Source organism: Pseudomonas sp. NFPP04 (assembly GCF_900113815.1).
Taxonomy (GTDB): Bacteria; Pseudomonadota; Gammaproteobacteria; order Pseudomonadales; family Pseudomonadaceae; genus Aquipseudomonas; species Aquipseudomonas extremorientalis.
In genome coordinates, this window is the sequence record NZ_FOQS01000002.1 from 418,985 (window position 1) to 438,581 (window position 19,597).

Genomic DNA, 19,597 nt, shown 5'->3' on the forward strand with positions numbered 1-19,597 from the left:
AATCGCATTTTTGGAGAGAGCGCCATGCGCACTGTCATCTTGCGTCGTGGTCTGGTCGCACTGTTTGCTGCGGCTGTGTCCTTCGGCGCCATTGTTCAAGCTCAAGCGGCCGAGACCCTGCGGATCGGCTATCAGAAATACGGGACGTTGGTGCTGCTCAAGGCCAAGGGCACCCTGGAAAAACGCCTGGCGGCCCAGGGCGTGAATGTCCAGTGGACCGAGTTCCCTGGCGGCCCCCAGCTGCTTGAAGGCCTGAATGTCGGCTCCATCGACTTTGGCGTGACCGGCGAAACCCCGCCGGTGTTCGCCCAGGCTGCCGGTGCCGACCTGCTCTACGTGGCCTACGAACCACCGGCGCCGACCAGCGAAGCGATCCTGGTGCCGAAAGACTCACCGATCAAATCCGTGGCCGAGCTCAAGGGCAAGAAGATCGTGCTCAACAAAGGCTCCAACGTGCACTACCTGCTGGTGCGGGCCCTGGAAGATGCCGGCCTGAAATACACCGATGTGCAAACCGTATTCCTACCGCCCGCCGATGCCCGTGCCGCTTTCGAGCGTGGCAGTGTGGACGCCTGGGTGATCTGGGACCCGTACCAGGCCGCCGCCGAGAAACAACTGCAGGCCCGCACCCTGCGTGACGGCACCGGCATCGCCGACAACCATCAGTTCTACCTGGCGACCAAACCGTATGCCGAACAACACCCGCAAGTGATCAAGGCGCTGGTGGAAGAAGTACGCGCCGTGGGCGAATGGTCCAAGGCCAACCCCCAGGAAGTCACCGAACAAGTCGCACCGCTGCTCGGTCTGCCGGCTGACATCACCCTGACCTCGGTAAAACGCCAGGGCTACGGCGCGCTGTTCCTGACCCCGGAAGTGGTCGCCGCCCAGCAGAAAATCGCCGACAGCTTCTACCAACTCAAATTGATCCCCAAACCCTTGAGCATCAAGGACGTGATCTGGACGCCACCCGCCGCCGTTGCCAACGCGCCGTAATCCGACTTCTTCAGGAGACAACTCCATGAGCCTCAATATTTTCTGGTTCCTGCCTACCCACGGCGACGGCCATTACCTTGGCACCGCCGAAGGCGCTCGCGCCGTGGACCACGGTTATCTGCAGCAAGTGGCCCAGGCCGCCGATCGCCTGGGCTTCGGTGGGGTGCTGATCCCGACCGGGCGCTCCTGCGAAGACTCGTGGCTGGTGGCCGCTTCGCTGATCCCGGTGACCCAGCGCTTGAAATTCCTTGTCGCGCTGCGCCCCGGGATCATTTCCCCGACGGTGGCTGCGCGTCAGGCCGCGACCCTGGATCGTCTGTCCGGTGGCCGTGCGTTGTTCAACCTGGTGACCGGCGGCGATCCGGAAGAATTGGCCGGCGACGGCTTGTTCCTCAGCCATGAAGAGCGCTACCAGGCCTCGGTGGAATTCACCCGCATCTGGCGCCGTGTGCTGGAAGGCGAGACCGTGGATTACGACGGCGAACACATCAGCGTCAAAGGCGCCAAGCTGCTTTACCCGCCGATCCAGCAACCGCGTCCGCCACTGTACTTCGGCGGCTCCTCCGAAGCGGCCCAGGACCTGGCAGCCGAGCAGGTGGAAATGGTGTTGACCTGGGGTGAACCACCGGCCGCTGTCGCGGAAAAAATCGAACAGGTACGCGCCAAGGCCGCCAAGCTCGGGCGTACCGTGCGCTTTGGTATCCGCCTGCATGTGATCGTGCGTGAAACCAACGAAGAAGCATGGAAGGCCGCCGACAAACTGATCTCCCACCTGGATGACGACACCATCGCCCGTGCCCAGGCCTCTTTGGCACGCTTTGATTCTGTCGGCCAGCAACGCATGGCGGCGTTGCATGGCGGCAACCGCGACAACCTCGAAGTCAGCCCCAATCTGTGGGCCGGCGTTGGCCTGGTGCGTGGCGGTGCGGGGACGGCGCTGGTGGGCGATGGCCCGACCGTGGCGGCACGCGTCAAGGAGTACGCCGCGCTGGGTATCGACACGTTTATTTTCTCCGGTTATCCACACCTGGAAGAGTCGTATCGCGTTGCCGAATTGCTGTTCCCTCACTTGGATATCGAGCGACCCGAGCTGCCGAAAAGCGCCGGCTACGTCAGCCCGTTCGGCGAGATGGTCGCCAACGATATCCTTCCCAAAGCTGCGTCACAGAGCTGAGGCCGCCCCATGAGCTATGAAAAACTAAGCCACCGCGTGGCGCCCTGGGTACTGCCGGTGCTATTGCTCGCGGTGTGGCAGTTGTCGGTGTCGGCGGGGTGGTTGTCGACCCGTATCCTGCCGGCGCCCAGTGCCGTGATTGCTGCCGGCGTGCATCTGGTCGCCAGCGGTGAGATCTGGACGCACCTGGCGATCAGTGGCTGGCGTGCCGGCCTGGGGTTTGTGATCGGCGGCAGCATCGGCCTGGTCCTGGGCTTTATCACTGGCTTGTCGAAGTGGGGCGAACGCCTGCTGGACAGTTCGGTGCAGATGATCCGCAACGTGCCGCACCTGGCGCTGATTCCGCTGGTGATCCTGTGGTTCGGCATTGATGAGACGGCGAAGATTTTCCTGGTTGCCCTCGGCACGCTGTTCCCGATCTACCTGAATACCTACCACGGCATCCGCAATGTCGACCCGGCGTTGGTGGAGATGTCGCGCAGCTACGGCTTGTCCGGGTTCAGCCTGTTCCGCCAGGTGATCCTGCCGGGTGCGCTGCCGTCGATCCTGGTGGGCGTGCGCTTTGCCCTGGGCTTCATGTGGCTGACGCTGATCGTGGCGGAAACCATATCGGCCAGCTCCGGCATCGGCTACCTGGCGATGAACGCCCGTGAATTCCTGCAAACCGACGTGGTGGTGTTGGCTATCGTGATGTACGCCATCCTCGGCAAACTCGCCGATCTGGCTGCTCGTGGCCTGGAGCGTGTGTGGCTGCGCTGGCACCCGGCCTATCAAGTGAATAAAGGGGGGGCGGCATGACAGCTCAACAACCTCCGCGCCTGCTCAAGGGCATCCCCCTGGCGGTACGCAAGTTGCGCAAGGCCTTTGGCGCACGGGAAGTGCTCAAGGAGATTGACCTGCACATACCTGCCGGCCAATTCGTGGCGGTGGTCGGCCGCAGTGGCTGCGGCAAAAGTACCTTGCTGCGCCTGCTGGCCGGGCTGGACAAAGCCAGCGGCGGCGAGCTGCTGGCCGGTTCCGCACCGCTGAGCGAAGCGCTTGAAGACACGCGGTTGATGTTCCAGGAAGCGCGCCTGTTGCCATGGAAAAAGATCATCGACAACGTCGGCCTTGGCCTTAAAGGCGATTGGCGCCCCAAAGCGTTGGAAGCCCTGGAGGCGGTCGGCCTGGCTGAACGTGCCAACGAGTGGCCGGCGGCGCTGTCCGGTGGGCAAAAGCAACGCGTGGCCCTGGCCCGTGCGCTGATCCACCAACCGCGCCTGCTGTTGCTGGATGAGCCACTGGGGGCGCTGGATGCCCTGACCCGCATCGAGATGCAGCAACTGATCGAAAACCTGTGGCAGAAGCATGGCTTCACCGTGTTGCTGGTAACCCACGATGTCAGCGAAGCCGTGGCAATTGCCGACCGCGTCATCCTGATCGAAGACGGCGAAATCGGCCTCGACCTGATCGTCGACCTGCCACGCCCGCGTGCACGGGGCTCACATCGCCTGGCCGCGTTGGAAGCTGAAGTGCTCAACCGTGTGCTGTCGTTGCCCGGCTCGCCACCGGAACCCGAACCTGTTTCACCGCTGCCTACGCAATTGCGTTGGGCTCAATAACTCACTCGTCCCCTGAAGGAAGAACACCATGACTATTAAAGCCATCAACGTGCGTAACCAGTTCAAAGGCACCATCAAGGAAATCGTCGAAGGCGACGTGCTGTCGGAAATCGACGTGCAGACCGCGTCCGGCATCGTCACTTCCGTGATCACCACCCGCTCGGTCAAAGAGCTGGAGCTGGTGATTGGCAGCGAAGTGATTGCCTTCGTGAAATCCACCGAGGTGTCGATCGCCAAGTTGTGATCGCGCTTGAGACCGCCATCGGGGGCAAGCCCCCTCCCACATTTTGAATGTATTCACAAGTCAAAGTGTGGGAGGGGGGCTTGCCCCCGATGAGGCCGGCCCAGCCCCTACAAAATTAACGCTTGGGCAGATAGGGCGGCAGGTACAGCCCTACATAGGCATCAAACACTCGCATCCCTTCCTCCGCCATGCGCGGCGTGATCAACCCATGCTGATGCACCGAGCGTGCATACACGCGGTCGCTCAACTCCAGCGCCAGCGCGAACACATCCACGTCTTTCGGCAAGGTCGGCACTTCGAAGTGCCGGTTGAACACCGCGAGCATCAAATCTCCCAGCTCCAGATCATGCTGACGATCTGCCTGGGTCACTTCGGTCAGCCCATGCTGGGCCAGGATCAACTGGCGTGCGGCGGCGTCATGCTCGTAGATGCTGAGCATGCGCTGTTCGACGATGCAGGACAGGTCGCGCCAATGCTTGAGTGAGTCGTGGTCGATGGGCGCCTGAATCGCCGCCCGGAAAGCGGCATGCACATCGGCGGTCAGAGCTTCCAACAGCGCCGGCACACTGGCGAAGAAGTGATACACCGACGACGGCGGAATCTGCGCCCGCTCGGCCACGCCGTAGATCGACAAACCCGCCACGCCTTCGGCAGCCAGCAAGGTGCGGGCGGCGTCGAGGATCGCGTCGATCCGGGCCTGACTGCGGGCGCGGGGTTTGCGAAGGGCGGCGGGGCGGGTGGTCATGGAAGTCTCCTACAAGGCAGCGGGCATTGTACGCAGAGCCTGAAGATGATCCATACCTGGGGCGAGGGCTTTTGTGGTGAGCGAGTTTGTTGTGGCGAGCAGGCTTGTTGTGGCGAGCGGGCTTGCCACAACAAGCCTGCTCACCACATTTACAGTCGCAACCGCTTACACGGTATGCAGGTACCAGTTGTACTCAAGGTCGGAGATGGAGTGTTCGAACTCTTCCAGCTCACTTTCCTTACAGGCGACGAAGATATCGATGTATTTAGGATCGATATACTTGGCCATCACCTCGCTGTCGTCCAACTCGCGCAATGCATCGCGCAGGTTGTTCGGCAGGCTTTGCTCGTTTTGCTCGTAGCTGTTGCCTTCCACTGGTGCGCCAGGCTCGATCTTGTTGGTCAGGCCGTGGTGCACGCCTGCCAGGACCGAAGCCATCAGCAGGTAAGGGTTGGCGTCGGCGCCGGCCACGCGGTGTTCGATACGTACGGCATCGGACGAGCCGGTCGGTACGCGAATCGCCACGGTACGGTTGTCCAGGCCCCAGCACGGCGAGTTCGGCACGTAGAACTGTGCGCCGAAACGACGGTAGGAGTTGACGTTGGGGCACAGGAACGCCATCTGGGCGGGCAGGGTCTCGAGCACACCGCCGATCGCGTGACGCAATGCGGCGTTCTGCTCGGGATCCTCGCTGGCAAAAATGTTCTTGCCGTCTTTGTCCAGGATCGAGATGTGTACGTGCAAACCGTTGCCTGCCTGGCCCGGATACGGCTTGGCCATGAAGGTGGTGTCCATCTCATGGTCGTAGGCGATGTTCTTGATCAGGCGCTTGAGCAGTACCGCGTAGTCGCAAGCCTTGATCGGGTCGGCCACGTGGTGCAGGTTCACTTCGAACTGCGCCGGGGCACTTTCCTTGACGATGGCGTCGGCCGGGATGCCTTGTTCTTTCGCACCTTCCAGGATGTCCTGGAGGCAGTCGACATATTCGTCGAGGTCGTCGATCAGGTAGACCTGTGTCGAGTGCGGGCGTTTGCCGGAGATCGGCGAGCGGGGCGGTTGTGGGCGGCCGTTCACGTTCTCCTGGTCGATCAGGTAGAACTCAAGCTCGAAGGCGGCGCAGATGGTCAGACCGAGGTCGTCGAATTTGCTTACAACTTGGCGGAGCACTTCGCGCGGATCGGCGAAGAAAGGTTCACCTTCCAGTTCGTGCATGGTCATCAGCAGTTGCGCGGTGGGGCGCTTTTGCCAGGGTTCATTGCACAGGGTGTCGGGGATCGGATAACAGATTCGGTCAGCATCACCGATGTCCAGGCCCAGGCCGGTGCTTTCCACCGTAGAGCCGTTGATATCCAGGGCAAATAAAGAGGCAGGCAGGTTAATGCCCTTCTCGTAAACCTTGTGGAGGCTGGTGCGTTCGATGCGCTTGCCGCGCACCACACCATTCATATCCGCAATTAGAAGGTCTACGTACAGAACCTCAGGATGATCCTTAAGGAACGCGTTCGCTTCGTTAAGCTGAACGGCACGCGGGGGTACCGACATGATGCAACACCTTTGTTGTTAAAAATATCAATCATTGATCTTTTCTGGTTTCAGTCAACCCGAACGGCATGCCGAAGTCAAGCGAGGCCTTTTTTGCCCTAAAAAAGCGCCGTGAAGGCTTTTTTGGGGCTTTTTGGGGCGGTTTTTTGGGTTTGAGAGGCTTGGGACTCGCAGGCTTGAGCGGGCCGTGTTGTATTTTTTACGGGGGTGTTGTGTAAAAAAATGAACAAGGCTAAGCTCGATTCAAACCCATAACAGCAATAATACCGGGGTGCTTCATGTTTCACCTGCCGCCCAACGGCGTCTTGGCCTGCTTCAGCCAGGCTGTGTCATCCGTATTTTCCTCCCGCATGATAGCGCGCCCCCCGGCCAATATTCTTGACGCCCGGTCTACCCTCTTTTTTGCTTCCTCATTTGTCAGAGAGCGGCGTGCGCCCTGCGTGCTGCTCAAGATTGCGCACAACTTTGGCGTGAGGAATGCAACGCAGCAGCAAATGGCAGGTAAGCTCCTACCCTGAACGAAAAAACGACGCGGATGCTGCGTCAAACAACGCCTGGCCTTTAATGGATGCCAGGAAACCCAGCCCAGAGGCATTTATGAGTAACAACCTCGACCAGCTCACCGATTGGTTGAAAGACCACAAGATCACAGAAGTCGAATGCATGATTGGCGACCTCACCGGCATCACCCGGGGCAAGATCTCGCCGACCAACAAGTTCATTGCCGAAAAGGGCATGCGCCTGCCCGAAAGCGTTCTGCTGCAGACCGTGACCGGCGACTATGTCGAAGACGACATCTATTACGAATTGCTCGACCCGGCCGATATCGACATGATCTGCCGCCCCGACCAGAACGCCGTGTTCCTGGTGCCTTGGGCCATCGAGCCGACCGCCCAGGTGATCCACGACACCTACGACAAGCAAGGCAACCCGATCGAGCTGTCGCCGCGCAACGTGCTCAAGAAGGTCCTCAAGCTCTACGCCGACAAAGGCTGGCAGCCCATCGTGGCGCCGGAGATGGAGTTCTACCTGACCAAGCGCTGCGAAGACCCTGACTTCCCGCTGCAACCGCCGATCGGCCGTTCCGGCCGCCCGGAAACCGGTCGCCAGTCTTTCTCTATAGAAGCCGCCAACGAATTCGACCCGCTGTTCGAAGACGTCTACGACTGGTGCGAACTGCAGGAGCTGGACCTCGATACCCTGATCCACGAAGACGGCACGGCGCAGATGGAGATCAACTTCCGTCACGGCGATGCCCTGTCCTTGGCCGACCAGATCCTCGTGTTCAAGCGCACCATGCGCGAAGCCGCGCTCAAGCACGACGTGGCCGCCACCTTCATGGCCAAGCCGATGACCGGCGAGCCTGGCAGCGCGATGCACCTGCACCAGAGCATCATCGACATCGCCACCGGCAAGAACGTCTTCTCCAATGAAGACGGGACCATGAGCCAGCTGTTCCTCAATCACATTGGCGGCCTGCAGAAATTCATTCCTGAACTGCTGCCGCTGTTTGCCCCCAACGTGAACTCGTTCCGCCGCTTCCTGCCCGACACCTCGGCGCCGGTGAACGTCGAGTGGGGCGAAGAAAACCGCACCGTCGGCCTGCGCGTACCGGATGCCGGCCCGCAGAACCGCCGTGTGGAAAACCGCCTGCCGGGCGCCGACGCCAACCCGTACCTGGCGATTGCCGCCAGCCTGTTGTGCGGCTACATCGGCATGGTCGAAGGCCATAACCCGAGCGCGCCGGTGGTGGGCCGTGGTTACGAGCGGCGCAACCTGCGCCTGCCGTTGACCATCGAAGACGCCCTGGAGCGCATGGAAAACAGCAAGACTATCGAGAAATACCTGGGGCAGAAATTCATCACAGGCTACGTCGCGGTCAAGCGGGCCGAGCATGAAAACTTCAAGCGCGTGATCAGTTCGTGGGAGCGGGAATTCCTGCTCTTTGCCGTCTGATACGCCGGGCGCGCCCTTTGAACGGCGCGCCCTTTACTGAAAAGTCTAGGAGATTGGTATGTCCAGCAACAACCCGCAAACCCGTGAATGGCAAGCCTTGAGCAGCGATCACCACCTGGCGCCGTTCAGCGACTTCAAGCAATTGAAAGAGAAAGGCCCACGGATCATCACCAAAGCCCACGGCGTTTACCTGTGGGACAGCGAAGGCAACAAGATCCTCGACGGCATGGCCGGCCTGTGGTGCGTGGCGATCGGTTATGGCCGCGATGAACTGGCTGACGCCGCCGCCAGGCAAATGAAAGAACTGCCGTACTACAACCTGTTCTTCCAGACCGCTCACCCGCCAGTGCTGGAACTGGCCAAGGCCATTTCCGACATTGCACCGGCCGGCATGAACCACGTGTTCTTCACCGGTTCCGGCTCCGAAGGCAACGACACCATGTTGCGCATGGTCCGCCACTACTGGGCGATCAAGGGCCAGCCGAACAAGAAAACCATCATCAGCCGCAAGAATGGCTACCACGGTTCCACCGTGGCCGGCGCCAGCCTGGGCGGCATGACCTATATGCACGAGCAGGGCGACTTGCCGATCCCGGGCATCACTCACATCGCCCAGCCGTACTGGTTTGGCGAAGGCGGCGACATGAGCCCCGAAGAATTCGGCGTGTGGGCTGCCAACCAGTTGGAAGAAAAGATCCTGGAGCTGGGCGTGGACAACGTCGGCGCCTTTATTGCCGAGCCGATCCAGGGTGCCGGTGGCGTGATCGTGCCGCCGGCCACCTACTGGCCGCGCATCAAGGAAATCCTCGCCAAGTACGACATTCTGTTTATCGCCGACGAAGTCATCTGCGGTTTCGGCCGCACCGGTGAGTGGTTCGGTAGCGACTTCTACGACCTCAAGCCCCACATGATGACCATCGCCAAGGGCCTGACCTCGGGCTACATCCCCATGGGCGGCCTGATCGTGCGCGATGACGTGGTGGCGGTGCTCAACGAAGGTGGTGATTTCAACCACGGCTTCACCTACTCCGGTCACCCGGTGGCCGCTGCAGTGGCGCTGGAAAACATCCGCATCATGCGCGATGAAAAAATCGTTAACCGTGTGCATGATGAAACGGCACCGTATTTGCAGAAACGCCTGAGGGAGTTGGCGGATCATCCGCTGGTGGGCGAAGTGCGCGGCGTGGGCATGCTCGGTGCCATTGAACTGGTGCAGGACAAGGCCACCCGCAAGCGCTACGAAGGCAAGGGTGTCGGCATGATCTGCCGCACGTTTTGCTTCGAAAATGGCCTGATCATGCGCGCCGTGGGCGACACCATGATCATTTCGCCGCCGCTGGTGATCAGCAAGGCAGAAATCGACGAGCTGGTGACCAAGGCTCGGCAGTGCCTGGACCTGACTTTGGCGGCATTGCAGGGCTAAGTGCTAGGCTCAGAACGCAGCGGCTTTCGGGTGCTGCGTTCAGGGCAGTTATAAATGAGGCTTTGGTTGAAAGCCGGCCTCGGAACTTGCCAGACTGTCGCCCTGTTTTGTTGCCCTTTGGCTGGGCTACTCAACATTGAAAGCTTGTGGCCCAAAAAAGAAAAAATCGGAGCATCACCAAATGAAGGCATTAGGTTTGAAGAACGCTGGCAAGACCCTCCTCGCCTTGTCCCTGATGGGCGCAATGGCGGGCGCGGCCCAGGCAGACGATAAAGTGCTGCACGTCTACAACTGGTCCGACTACATTGCACCGGACACCATCGCCAACTTTGAAAAAGAGTCGGGCATCAAGGTGGTGTACGACGTTTTTGACAGCAACGAAACCCTGGAAGCCAAGTTGCTGGCAGGCAAGTCCGGTTACGACATTGTCGTGCCGTCGAACAACTTCCTCGCCAAGCAGATCAAGGCCGGTGTCTACCAGGAGTTGGACAAGTCCAAGCTGTCCAACTACGACAACCTGAACAAATCCCTGCTCAAGGCCGTGTCGGTCAGCGACCCGGACAACAAGCACGCCTTCCCGTACATGTGGGGCTCGATCGGTATCGGCTACAACCCGGAGAAGGTCAAGGCCGCGCTGGGCGTGGACAAGATCGACTCGTGGGACGTGCTGCTCAAGCCTGAAAACATCGCCAAGCTCAAAAGCTGCGGCGTGAGCTTCCTCGATTCGCCAACCGAAATGCTGCCGATCGCGCTGCACTACCTGGGCCTGCCGACCGACAGCCAGAAGAAAGACGACCTCAAGCAGGCCGAAGCGCTGTTCCTGAAGATCCGTCCTTCGATCGGCTACTTCCACTCGTCCAAGTACATTTCCGACCTGGCCAACGGCAACATCTGCGTTGCCGTGGGTTACTCGGGTGACATCCAGCAGGCCAAGTCCCGCGCGGCCGAAGCCGGTGGCAAGGTCAAGGTGGCCTATGACATTCCGAAAGAAGGCGCTGGCAGCTTCTTCGACATGGTCGCCATCCCTAAAGATGCCGAGAACGTCGACGCGGCCTACAAGTTCATGAACTACCTGCTCAAGCCGGAAGTCATGGCGTCGATCACCAACAGCGTGCGTTTCCCGAACGGTAACGAGAAGGCCACCGCACTGGTCGAAAAAGATATCACCAGCGACCCGGGCATCTACCCGCCAGCGGATGTGCAGGCCAAGCTCTACGCCATTGCCGACCTGCCGGCTGCGACCCAGCGTGAAATGACACGCAGCTGGACCAAGATCAAGTCCGGTAAGTAAGCGCTGAAACCGGTGGAGGGGCAGTTTGACTGCCCCTCTCACAAATTAAATAACAGAAAGTTTTGCCGGATCGGTTTATCGAGGGTAAGTTGCGCGCCGGTTTTGTTGCCGGGCAACAACTTTGGGCCCAACTATTTAAGAGGACCTCCACTTGCCAATTTCTTTATTTCGCAAAGCCATGCTGGTGGGTGCAGGTATCACGCTGACGTTGAGCGTACAGGCCGCACCGACCGTGCATATTTATAACTGGTCGGATTACATCGGCGACGACACCCTGGCCAACTTCGAAAAGGCCAGCGGCATCAAGCCCGTGTATGACGTGTTTGACTCCAACGAAACCCTGGAAGGCAAGCTGCTGGCCGGGCGTACCGGCTACGACGTGGTGGTGCCGTCCAACCACTTCCTGGGCAAGCAGATCAAGGCCGGGGCATTCCAGAAGCTCGACAAGTCGTTGCTGACAAATTACGCCAACCTTGACCCGGCGCTGCTCAAGCGCCTGGAAAAGAACGACCCGGGCAACCAGTACGCCGTACCGTACCTGTGGGGCACCAATGGCATCGGCTACAACGTCGATAAAGTGAAGGAAGTGCTGGGCGTCGACCATATCGATTCCTGGGCCGTGCTGTTCGAGCCGGAAAACATGAAGAAACTGGCGACGTGCGGCGTGTCGTTCATGGACTCGGCGGACGAAATGCTGCCGGCAGTGCTCAACTACATGGGCCTGAACCCCAACAGCGAGAACCCTGAAGACTACAAGAAGGCCGAAGCCAAGCTGCTCAAAGTGCGGCCCTACGTGACCTACTTCCATTCTTCCAAATACATCTCGGACCTGGCCAACGGCAACATCTGCGTGGCGGCCGGGTTCTCCGGCGATGTGTTCCAGGCCAAGGCTCGCGCAAGCGAAGCGGGCAAGGGCGTGAACATCGCCTACGCGATTCCGAAGGAAGGCGGCAACCTGTGGTTCGACGTGCTGGCCATCCCCAAGGATGCCACCAACGTCAAAGAAGCCCACGCCTTCATCAACTATTTGCTGCAACCTGAGGTGATCGCCCAGGTCAGTGATTACGTCGGTTACGCCAACCCTAACCCAGGGGCGGACAAACTGATGAAGCAATCGATACGCACGGACGAAGCGGTTTACCCACCGCAGGCGGTACTCGACAGGACCTTCGTCAACTTCGAGCTACCCCCGAAAGTGCAACGTTTGATGACCCGTAGCTGGACCAAGGTCAAGACGGGCAAGTAAGGCTCAAACTATCCAAGGTTCGCCCGCCTCGGGCGCACAGAAATTTTTGTTGGGAGTTTCGTAAATGGCAGTTGCCTCCGGCGCCTATAAGAAAGCCCTCGAAGGGGACCAGACACCGAAGAAGGTGCTGGTCAAAATCGACCGGGTCACGAAGAAGTTCGACGAGACGATTGCCGTGGACGACGTGTCCCTGGAAATCAAGAAGGGCGAGATCTTCGCCCTGCTCGGCGGTTCGGGTTCGGGCAAGTCCACCTTGCTGCGCATGCTCGCAGGTTTCGAGCGCCCGACCGAGGGCCGCATCTACCTCGACGGCGAGGACATCACCGACATGCCGCCCTACGAGCGGCCGATCAACATGATGTTCCAGTCCTACGCCCTGTTCCCGCACATGACCGTGGCGCAGAACATCGCCTTCGGCCTGCAACAGGACAAGATCCCCAAGGCCGAGATCGACGCCCGCGTGGCCGAGATGCTCAAACTGGTGCAGATGAGCCAGTACGCCAAGCGCAAGCCGCACCAGTTGTCCGGTGGCCAGCGCCAGCGTGTGGCCCTGGCCCGTTCCCTGGCCAAGCGTCCGAAACTGCTGTTGCTCGATGAGCCCATGGGCGCTCTCGACAAGAAGCTGCGTTCGCAGATGCAACTGGAGTTGGTGGAGATCATCGAGCGCGTGGGCGTGACCTGCGTGATGGTGACACACGACCAGGAAGAGGCCATGACCATGGCCGAGCGCATCGCGATCATGCACCTGGGCTGGATCGCCCAGATCGGCAGCCCGATCGACATTTACGAAACGCCTACCAGCCGCCTGGTGTGCGAGTTCATCGGCAACGTCAACATCTTCGACACCCAAGTGGTCGATGACGCCGAAGGCCACGCGGTGCTCAAGTGCCCGGACCTGGACCGCGACATCTATGTGGGCTACGGCATCGCCACCTCGGTGGAAGACAAGTCGGTAACCTACGCCATCCGCCCGGAAAAACTGTTGGTCACCACCGAAATGCCGACCTGCGAGCACAACTGGTCCAGCGGCAAGGTGCACGATATTGCCTACCTGGGCGGCCATTCGGTGTTCTACGTGGAGTTGCCGAGCGGCAAGCTGGTGCAGTCCTTTGTGGCCAACGCCGAGCGCCGTGGCCAGCGGCCAACCTGGGGTGACCAGGTCTACGTATGGTGGGAAGACGACAGCGGCGTGGTACTGCGCTCATGAACATGAAGAAGCTCAAGCGCCGCCTGCAACGAATAACGCCCAGTGGCCGTCATGCGGTCATTGGCATTCCCTTCCTGTGGCTGTTCCTGTTCTTCATGCTGCCGTTCTTCATCGTCCTGAAGATCAGTTTTGCCGAAGCCGACGTGGCGATCCCGCCGTATACCGAGATCTACACCTTCGTTGAGCAGAAACTGCAGTTGGTGCTCAACCTGGGCAACTACGCGATGCTCGGCGACGACGAGTTGTACATCGCTGCGTACCTGGGCTCGCTGAAAATGGCGTTCTTCAGCACGCTGCTGTGCCTGTTGATCGGCTACCCGATGGCCTATGCCATCGCCAGTGCGCGCAAAGAGATGCAGACCGTGCTGGTGCTGCTGATCATGATGCCGACCTGGACCGCGATCCTGATCCGCGTGTATGCGTGGATGGGCATCCTCAGCAACAACGGTTTGCTCAATGGCTTCCTGCTGTCCATCGGGTTGATCAACGAGCCGCTGCAGATCCTCAACACCAACATCGCGGTGTATATCGGCGTGGTCTATTCGTACCTGCCATTCATGATCCTGCCGCTGTACGCCAACCTGGTGAAACACGACCAGAGCCTGCTGGAAGCCGCTTCGGACCTGGGTTCGAGCACCTTCAACAGCTTCTGGAAGATCACCGTGCCGCTGTCCAAGAACGGCATCATCGCCGGTTGCATGCTGGTGTTCATCCCCGTCGTGGGCGAGTTCGTGATCCCGGAACTGCTGGGCGGCCCGGAAACCCTGATGATCGGTAAAGTGTTGTGGCAAGAGTTCTTCAACAACCGTGACTGGCCGGTGGCCTCTGCCCTGGCGGTGGTGATGCTGGCGATCCTGATCGTGCCGATCATCCTGTTCAACCGCAGCCAAGCCAAAGAGATGGAGGGCAAGGTATGAAGCGCTTCAGTTTCTCGAGTTTCATGCTGGTGGCGGGGTTGCTGTTCATCTACCTGCCGATGCTGATCCTGGTGATCTACTCGTTCAACGAATCCAAGCTGGTAACAGTGTGGGGCGGTTGGTCGATCAAGTGGTACGTGGGCCTTCTGGACAACACCCAGTTGATGGGTTCGGTAGCGCGTTCCCTGGAAATCGCCTGCTACACGGCAGTGGCCGCGGTAGCGCTGGGCACCCTGGCGGCCTTCGTGCTGACGCGCATCAGCCAGTTCAAGGGCCGCACGCTGTTTGGCGGCCTGGTGACCGCGCCGTTGGTGATGCCCGAGGTGATCACCGGTCTGTCGCTGTTGCTGCTGTTCGTGGCCATGGCGCAGATGATCGGCTGGCCCCAGGAGCGTGGCATCGTCACCATCTGGATCGCCCACACCACGTTCTGCGCGGCGTATGTGGCGGTTGTGGTGTCGGCGCGCTTGCGTGAGCTGGACCTGTCGATCGAAGAAGCGGCGATGGACCTGGGTGCGCGGCCGTGGAAGGTGTTCTTCCTGATCACCATCCCGATGATTGCGCCGTCGCTGGCGGCGGGCGGCATGATGTCGTTCGCGTTGTCCCTGGATGACCTTGTGCTTGCCAGTTTCGTATCGGGCCCGGGCTCGACGACCCTGCCGATGGAAGTGTTCTCGGCGGTGCGCCTTGGGGTCAAACCCGAAATCAACGCCGTGGCCAGCCTGATCCTGCTGGCGGTGTCGCTGGTGACCTTCCTGGTGTGGTTCTTCAGCCGGCGTGCCGAAGAGATGCGCAAGAAGGCCATTCAGCAAGCGATTGAAGAAGCCGCTGCCGATGGCTGGCAGCAGCCGGACAAGCGCCGGGCAGCTGCACCGGTCTAAATGTGGGAGGGGGCTTGCCCCCGATGACAGTGTGTCAGCCAATGGATATGTGGCTGATGCTCCGCTATCGGGGGCAAGCCCCCTCCCACGTTTGACTGCATTTCAAGTCCAGGGCGACTTACGGATCACCTCCACAAAATTCATCGGCTTGAACCCCGGCTCCTGATCCACCAGCACGTCCGTCTTCACGTTGCCGAACGTGGTCTGCGGACGATGGCGCAAGCCGTCGGCAAACGCGCAGATGATGCACTCCTTGAACCCCTCGCCGCGTGGGTGCGCATGCACCACGGCTTCGCGCTGCAAGCTGGAAAACGCGGCGTAGTCCATGCCCAGCACGTCCATTTCGACGCCGGCCGTCACCAGTGCCACAGTCGGGCGCAAATGCTGCGGCACGCCCGGCGTGGTGTGCAGGGCGATGGACAGCCACACCTGTTCGATATCGTCATCGCTCAGCCCGTACGGCTTGAGGAACACGGCTGCGGCGTTGGCGCCATCCACTTCGAAGCGCTCGTTGTCACTGCGATGCCCCTCCACCAGGCCCAAGTCATGGAACATCGCGCCGACGTAAAGCAGCTCCGGGTTGTAGGCCAGTTGCTTGCGTTCACCGCTCAAGGCGCCGAACAGGAATACCCGGCGCGAGTGGTGGTAGAGCAGGTCGGATTCGACGTCGCGGATGTATTCGGTGGTGGCCTTGGCCAGGGCGCTGTCCGGAATCGGGATGCCGGCGATGGTGGTGGTCATGGTGGTTCTCCTCAACAAAGCGCCGGGGGTGGCGCTGATGAGTCCAGTCTGTTCGCGTGCCCGCCAAGGGGCCATCGCGGCGGGGGAGCGATCCCGGCCAATGTGCTGGCATATCACGCCAAGGGTGTACTCGGTCAAATGTGGGCGCTGGCTTGTCGGATCGCCGCACCGCTGCGATATCATCACCTCGGTATACCTGATGGACCGAGTCGCTTGCATCGCAGGCAAGCCAGCTCCCGCAGGGTTTTGCGTTCGCCCGGACATAAAGGTCTACCCATGCAAAAAACCGTCGCCATCCTGATCTTCCCCGGCGTCCAGTCACTGGACGTGAGCGGTCCCATGGACGTGTTCTGCGAAGCCAACCGTTTTCTGCCGTCGCAGGATCATTACCGGTTGGACGTCATCGGCTTCGGTCACGGCAACATGGTTGCTTCCAACGGCCTGTCATTGCAGGCCCACCGGCACTACAGCGAAGCGTTGCAAGCGTATGACCTGCTGCTGGTGGCGGGTGGTCCGCAGTTGCCCTTCGAAGACTTCGGCGCCGAGTTCGATGCTTGGTTGCGTGGCGCCACGGCGCGTGCGCAGCGCTTCGGCTCGATCTGCAACGGCGCTTTCCTGCTGGCCCGCGCCGGGCTGCTGGACGGGAAAGCCGTCACCACCCACTGGAACGATGCGGCGGATCTGGCGCGCTTGTGCCCCACGGCTCAGGTCGAAGCCGACCGTCTCTACGTGCAGGACGGCAGTCTCTACACCTCGGCCGGGGTCACGGCGGGCATCGATCTGTCGTTGTATCTGTTGGCCCAGGATCATGGCCCGGAAGTCGCGCTGAACGTGGCCAAGCGCCTGGTGGTGTTCACCCAGCGGTCGGGCGGGCAGTCGCAGTTCAGCCCGTTTCTGACGCCCCACGCCGAAACGACCTCGGCGGTAGCGCTGGTGCAGTTGTATGTGTTGGCGAACCTGACCGGGGACCTGACCATTGCCGATCTGGCCAAGGCCGCGAACATGAGCGCACGCAATTTCTCCCGGGTGTTTGCCCGTGAGGCGCGGATCACGCCGGCGGAGTTTGTCGAGCGGGCGCGGGTGGATGCGGCGCGGGTCATGCTGGAAAGCAGCCCCGCACCGCTCAAGACCGTGGCCTACCAATGCGGCTTTCGCGACGCCCAGCACATGCGCAGTGTGTTCAACCGCCGCCTGGGCGTGACGCCGCAACAGTTCCGGCTTAACTTTGCGGCGCCGGTATAGGCGCCGGTTACTGCGGCGCGCGCGCGGGCAACAGCTTCAGTGTCCCGCGCGTATTGGCTGTCACTTCCTCATCGGTGAAATGCGCCTGTTCGTAGCCACCTTCAATGTAGGTTTCGGCCTGGTCGCTGTAGTGTCGGTCAAACGGCACGCCACTTTGCCCTACCGGGTTGATGGTCAGTGCGTGAGCCGCATCGGCGAAGTCGATCAAGCGGCGGGTCGAGGGGCCGTAGGTGACCGGCCACGGCGCCGGGCCGATCATGGCCGACTGGTTGTTCGGCACTTCATGGGTGCCCGGCGCAGGGAACGGGCCGACGTTGAACACCTTTTCCAAAGGCTTCTGCATGCCCAATGGATGGCCGTGGGTCAGGGTATGCGCGGTGCCCCACTGCCATTGGCCCGGGTCATCGCCGAGGGTGGCCTTGAGGTGCGCGAGGCTGTTGTCCCAGGCGAGCTTGACGGTGTCGGCGCGCTTGCCATCCCACCACGGTGAGTCCGGCGTGGCGGCCAGGCGTGGCAGGGCGGCGTCGATCACGCGGGTGGTGAGCAGGGTCTTGAACATGCCGTCGCCGAGTTTCGGGTGGAAGGCCGCGTCGGCCAGGTTGAACAGGAACTGGTTGAACAGCGTGGCGCTGGTGGAGTCCAGCGGGTAGTCACCTTTCCAACGTGCAAGCTGCTCCACCAGTTTCAACTGTGCCGGGTCCTTGACCACCTCACGCAGTACCGGCAACAGCGGCGCCAGCAGGCGCGGGCCGAAAGCGGTGGTGGTGCCCAGTTGCAAGGCCTGGCTGTTGTTCACGTCCCATTTCACGCTCTTGTCGCTCAACTGCGCATTCAACTGCTGGCCACGGTCGGCCAGGTTGTAATAGCCGGGGATCTCCATACCGGTGGGCGACGCGGGCTGAGCATTGGCCGACACCACATAGCCGCGTGCCGGGTTTTCTTCCTGCGGGTTGGCGCTGAAGGGGTAGAAACCCGGTTTATCGGCCTGTTCGGTACTGCCATCGAGGATGAAACCGGGGTTGACTCCGGCCGGGCGAATCGGCAGTTGCGCCGCCGCCCACCAGCCGATATCGCCCTTGGCGTTGGCCCACACGATATTCAGGCCCGGCGCGGACACCTTGGCTGCAGCGGCTCGGGCCTTGGCCAGGGTGTCGGCGCGGTTGAGCTGGTAGAAGCCTTCGAGGATCGGATTCTGGGTGTCGAGGAACGCCCACCACATGGCAATCGGGGTGTTGCCGGCGTTCTCGCCGAGCACGTCATTGATGATCGGGCCGTGGGGCGATTGGCGCAGGGTCAACGTCACCGGCGCCTGGCCCTTTACCGCGATCTGTTGCTCGGTGCGGGTCATGTCGACCCACTGGCCGTGGTACCAGACCTGGTTGGCATTGTCCGGGTTGACCTTCTCGGCGATCAGGTCGAGGTCGTCGTTCTGGAACATGGTCAGGCTCCAGCCGAAATCCAGGTTGTGTCCCAGGAATGCCATCGGCACCAGTGCGTTGTGATAGCCATACAGCTCGAAACCCGGCGCCGACAGCTGCGCTTCGTACCACACCGACGGCACCGAGAACCGAATATGCGGGTCACCCGCCAGCAACGGCTTGCCGCTCTTGGTACGGTTGCCGCTGATGGCCCAGGCGTTACTGCCTTCGAACTGCGGCAGGCCGTTGTCGGCCAGGGCCTGTTCGCTCAGTGACGCGAGGGCGCCGAGGGTCTGCCAGTCGCTGGCGGCGAGGTTGAGGGCGCCCTTGGGCTGCCAGTCGAGGTCAAAGATTTTCAGGTAGTCGCTGCCCAACTGGTCGCGTACGTAAGTCAGCAAAGGCTCGGTGCGAAACGCGGCGGCAAAGCTGTAGGCCATATACCCGGCGACGCTGATGGTGTCTTCGGCGGTGAACGGCCGCTTGGGGATGCCCAGCACGTCGAACTCCATCGGGCGGGCGTGGCTGTCCTGATACTGGTTGATCCCGTCCAGATAGGCTTGCAGGGCCTTCCAGTGCGCCGACTCATGATCCAGTTGCGCCACATAGGTCGCGGCGCGGTCGCGAATGCGCAGGCTGCGCAACAGTTTGTCGGTCTCCAGCACCTTCGGCCCGAGCACTTCGGCCAGTTCGCCACGCGCCAGGCGCCGCATGATTTCCATCTGGAACAGACGGTCCTGGGCATGCACATAGCCCAGGGCGCGATACAGGTCGGTTTCGTTCTCGGCGCGGATATGCGGCACGCCACGGTCGTCGTAGCGCACCGTGACCGAGCCTTGCAGGTTGGCCAGCGTCACCGTGCCCTGGCGGGTGGGCTGCTTGCTATAGACGTATGCGCCTGCGCCAAGGGCAGCCAGCACGACCAGAACCGCGAACACCTGCAAGACGCGCTTCATGAACATTCCTTACCAAGAGAGAG

The 19,597-nt window shown here is 61.0% G+C and carries 17 protein-coding genes; 13 read left to right on the plus strand and 4 right to left on the minus strand.

Annotation, left to right across the window (positions count from 1 at the left end; translation table 11 throughout):
- Positions 1–24: 24 nt before the first annotated feature.
- Genes BM017_RS05775 through BM017_RS05795 form a run of 5 tightly spaced genes read left to right on the plus strand, consistent with a single transcriptional unit; the run spans position 25 to position 4,012 of the window.
- Entirely contained in the window at positions 25–993 is a 969-nt protein-coding gene (locus tag BM017_RS05775; RefSeq protein WP_071490434.1) for a sulfonate ABC transporter substrate-binding protein, read from the plus strand.
- A gap of 25 nt (positions 994–1,018) precedes the next feature.
- On the plus strand, positions 1,019–2,167 hold the full coding sequence (gene ssuD, locus BM017_RS05780) for an FMNH2-dependent alkanesulfonate monooxygenase (protein WP_071490433.1): 1,149 nt from the start codon (positions 1,019–1,021) through the stop codon (positions 2,165–2,167).
- A 9-nt stretch (positions 2,168–2,176) separates the two neighbouring features.
- Positions 2,177–2,965: an aliphatic sulfonate ABC transporter permease SsuC gene (gene ssuC / locus BM017_RS05785; RefSeq protein ID WP_071490432.1), complete on the plus strand. Its 789-nt coding sequence runs from the start codon at positions 2,177–2,179 to the stop codon at positions 2,963–2,965.
- Complete coding sequence (ssuB, locus tag BM017_RS05790; RefSeq protein ID WP_092241799.1) at positions 2,962–3,768, plus strand: aliphatic sulfonates ABC transporter ATP-binding protein; 807 nt, start codon at positions 2,962–2,964, stop codon at positions 3,766–3,768. The genes ssuC and ssuB overlap by 4 nt, the downstream gene beginning before the upstream one ends.
- A gap of 28 nt (positions 3,769–3,796) precedes the next feature.
- Positions 3,797–4,012, plus strand: a complete 216-nt coding sequence (locus BM017_RS05795) for a TOBE domain-containing protein (protein ID WP_003213899.1) — start codon at positions 3,797–3,799, stop codon at positions 4,010–4,012.
- Positions 4,013–4,127: 115 nt separating this feature from the next.
- On the opposite strand, the gene BM017_RS05800 is transcribed toward BM017_RS05795, so the two are convergent.
- Together BM017_RS05800 and BM017_RS05805 are read right to left on the minus strand one after the other, a co-directional pair.
- The gene (locus tag BM017_RS05800; protein WP_092241804.1) at positions 4,128–4,757 is read right to left on the minus strand and encodes a TetR/AcrR family transcriptional regulator; all 630 of its coding nucleotides are present in this window, start codon (positions 4,755–4,757) and stop codon (positions 4,128–4,130) included.
- 165 nt (positions 4,758–4,922) lie between these two features.
- On the minus strand, positions 4,923–6,299 hold the full coding sequence (locus BM017_RS05805; RefSeq protein WP_003213894.1) for a glutamine synthetase family protein: 1,377 nt from the start codon (positions 6,297–6,299) through the stop codon (positions 4,923–4,925).
- A 597-nt stretch (positions 6,300–6,896) separates the two neighbouring features.
- Here BM017_RS05805 and BM017_RS05815 point away from each other — a divergent pair.
- The 7 genes from BM017_RS05815 to BM017_RS05845 all read left to right on the plus strand — a co-directional run bounded on the left by BM017_RS05815 (position 6,897) and on the right by BM017_RS05845 (position 15,220).
- Positions 6,897–8,255: a glutamine synthetase family protein gene (locus BM017_RS05815; protein WP_003176780.1), complete on the plus strand. Its 1,359-nt coding sequence runs from the start codon at positions 6,897–6,899 to the stop codon at positions 8,253–8,255.
- Between the two features lie 58 nt (positions 8,256–8,313).
- On the plus strand, positions 8,314–9,678 hold the full coding sequence (locus BM017_RS05820) for an aspartate aminotransferase family protein (RefSeq protein WP_092241813.1): 1,365 nt from the start codon (positions 8,314–8,316) through the stop codon (positions 9,676–9,678).
- Positions 9,679–9,874: 196 nt separating this feature from the next.
- Positions 9,875–10,969 carry a polyamine ABC transporter substrate-binding protein gene (locus tag BM017_RS05825; RefSeq protein ID WP_092242392.1) on the plus strand — a complete coding sequence of 365 codons (1,095 nt, stop codon included), beginning with the start codon at positions 9,875–9,877 and terminating at the stop codon, positions 10,967–10,969.
- Positions 10,970–11,120: 151 nt separating this feature from the next.
- Positions 11,121–12,215 carry a polyamine ABC transporter substrate-binding protein gene (locus tag BM017_RS05830; RefSeq protein WP_071490428.1) on the plus strand — a complete coding sequence of 365 codons (1,095 nt, stop codon included), beginning with the start codon at positions 11,121–11,123 and terminating at the stop codon, positions 12,213–12,215.
- Between the two features lie 64 nt (positions 12,216–12,279).
- The gene (locus BM017_RS05835; RefSeq protein WP_010207336.1) at positions 12,280–13,422 is read left to right on the plus strand and encodes an ABC transporter ATP-binding protein; all 1,143 of its coding nucleotides are present in this window, start codon (positions 12,280–12,282) and stop codon (positions 13,420–13,422) included.
- Positions 13,419–14,339, plus strand: coding sequence for an ABC transporter permease subunit (locus tag BM017_RS05840; protein WP_092241816.1), 921 nt, complete (start codon positions 13,419–13,421; stop codon positions 14,337–14,339). The genes BM017_RS05835 and BM017_RS05840 overlap by 4 nt, the downstream gene beginning before the upstream one ends.
- On the plus strand, positions 14,336–15,220 hold the full coding sequence (locus BM017_RS05845) for an ABC transporter permease subunit (protein WP_058426490.1): 885 nt from the start codon (positions 14,336–14,338) through the stop codon (positions 15,218–15,220). The genes BM017_RS05840 and BM017_RS05845 overlap by 4 nt, the downstream gene beginning before the upstream one ends.
- A gap of 102 nt (positions 15,221–15,322) precedes the next feature.
- Here BM017_RS05845 and BM017_RS05850 read toward each other — a convergent pair whose 3' ends face one another.
- Positions 15,323–15,961, minus strand: a complete 639-nt coding sequence (locus BM017_RS05850; protein WP_092241824.1) for an HD domain-containing protein — start codon at positions 15,959–15,961, stop codon at positions 15,323–15,325.
- Positions 15,962–16,237: 276 nt separating this feature from the next.
- Between BM017_RS05850 and BM017_RS05855 the strand changes: the two genes are divergently transcribed.
- A complete protein-coding gene (locus BM017_RS05855) occupies positions 16,238–17,203 on the plus strand; it encodes a GlxA family transcriptional regulator (RefSeq protein ID WP_092241829.1) in 966 nt (321 codons plus the stop codon).
- Between the two features lie 7 nt (positions 17,204–17,210).
- On the opposite strand, the gene BM017_RS05860 is transcribed toward BM017_RS05855, so the two are convergent.
- Positions 17,211–19,574: a penicillin acylase family protein gene (locus BM017_RS05860; RefSeq protein WP_092241832.1), complete on the minus strand. Its 2,364-nt coding sequence runs from the start codon at positions 19,572–19,574 to the stop codon at positions 17,211–17,213.
- Positions 19,575–19,597 lie beyond the last annotated feature (23 nt).

Excerpts from the sequence above, each read along its gene's own strand:
- BM017_RS05775 (WP_071490434.1), top strand. The coding sequence starts at position 25 with ATGCGCACTGTCATCTTGCGTCGTGGTCTGGTCGCACTGTTTGCTGCG.
- ssuD (WP_071490433.1), top strand. The coding sequence starts at position 1,019 with ATGAGCCTCAATATTTTCTGGTTCCTGCCTACCCACGGCGACGGCCAT.
- ssuC (WP_071490432.1), top strand. The coding sequence starts at position 2,177 with ATGAGCTATGAAAAACTAAGCCACCGCGTGGCGCCCTGGGTACTGCCG.
- ssuB (WP_092241799.1), top strand. The coding sequence starts at position 2,962 with ATGACAGCTCAACAACCTCCGCGCCTGCTCAAGGGCATCCCCCTGGCG.
- BM017_RS05795 (WP_003213899.1), top strand. The coding sequence starts at position 3,797 with ATGACTATTAAAGCCATCAACGTGCGTAACCAGTTCAAAGGCACCATC.
- BM017_RS05800 (WP_092241804.1), bottom strand. The coding sequence starts at position 4,757 with ATGACCACCCGCCCCGCCGCCCTTCGCAAACCCCGCGCCCGCAGTCAG.
- BM017_RS05805 (WP_003213894.1), bottom strand. The coding sequence starts at position 6,299 with ATGTCGGTACCCCCGCGTGCCGTTCAGCTTAACGAAGCGAACGCGTTC.
- BM017_RS05815 (WP_003176780.1), top strand. The coding sequence starts at position 6,897 with ATGAGTAACAACCTCGACCAGCTCACCGATTGGTTGAAAGACCACAAG.
- BM017_RS05820 (WP_092241813.1), top strand. The coding sequence starts at position 8,314 with ATGTCCAGCAACAACCCGCAAACCCGTGAATGGCAAGCCTTGAGCAGC.
- BM017_RS05835 (WP_010207336.1), top strand. The coding sequence starts at position 12,280 with ATGGCAGTTGCCTCCGGCGCCTATAAGAAAGCCCTCGAAGGGGACCAG.
- BM017_RS05840 (WP_092241816.1), top strand. The coding sequence starts at position 13,419 with ATGAACATGAAGAAGCTCAAGCGCCGCCTGCAACGAATAACGCCCAGT.
- BM017_RS05845 (WP_058426490.1), top strand. The coding sequence starts at position 14,336 with ATGAAGCGCTTCAGTTTCTCGAGTTTCATGCTGGTGGCGGGGTTGCTG.
- BM017_RS05850 (WP_092241824.1), bottom strand. The coding sequence starts at position 15,961 with ATGACCACCACCATCGCCGGCATCCCGATTCCGGACAGCGCCCTGGCC.
- BM017_RS05855 (WP_092241829.1), top strand. The coding sequence starts at position 16,238 with ATGCAAAAAACCGTCGCCATCCTGATCTTCCCCGGCGTCCAGTCACTG.
- BM017_RS05860 (WP_092241832.1), bottom strand. The coding sequence starts at position 19,574 with ATGAAGCGCGTCTTGCAGGTGTTCGCGGTTCTGGTCGTGCTGGCTGCC.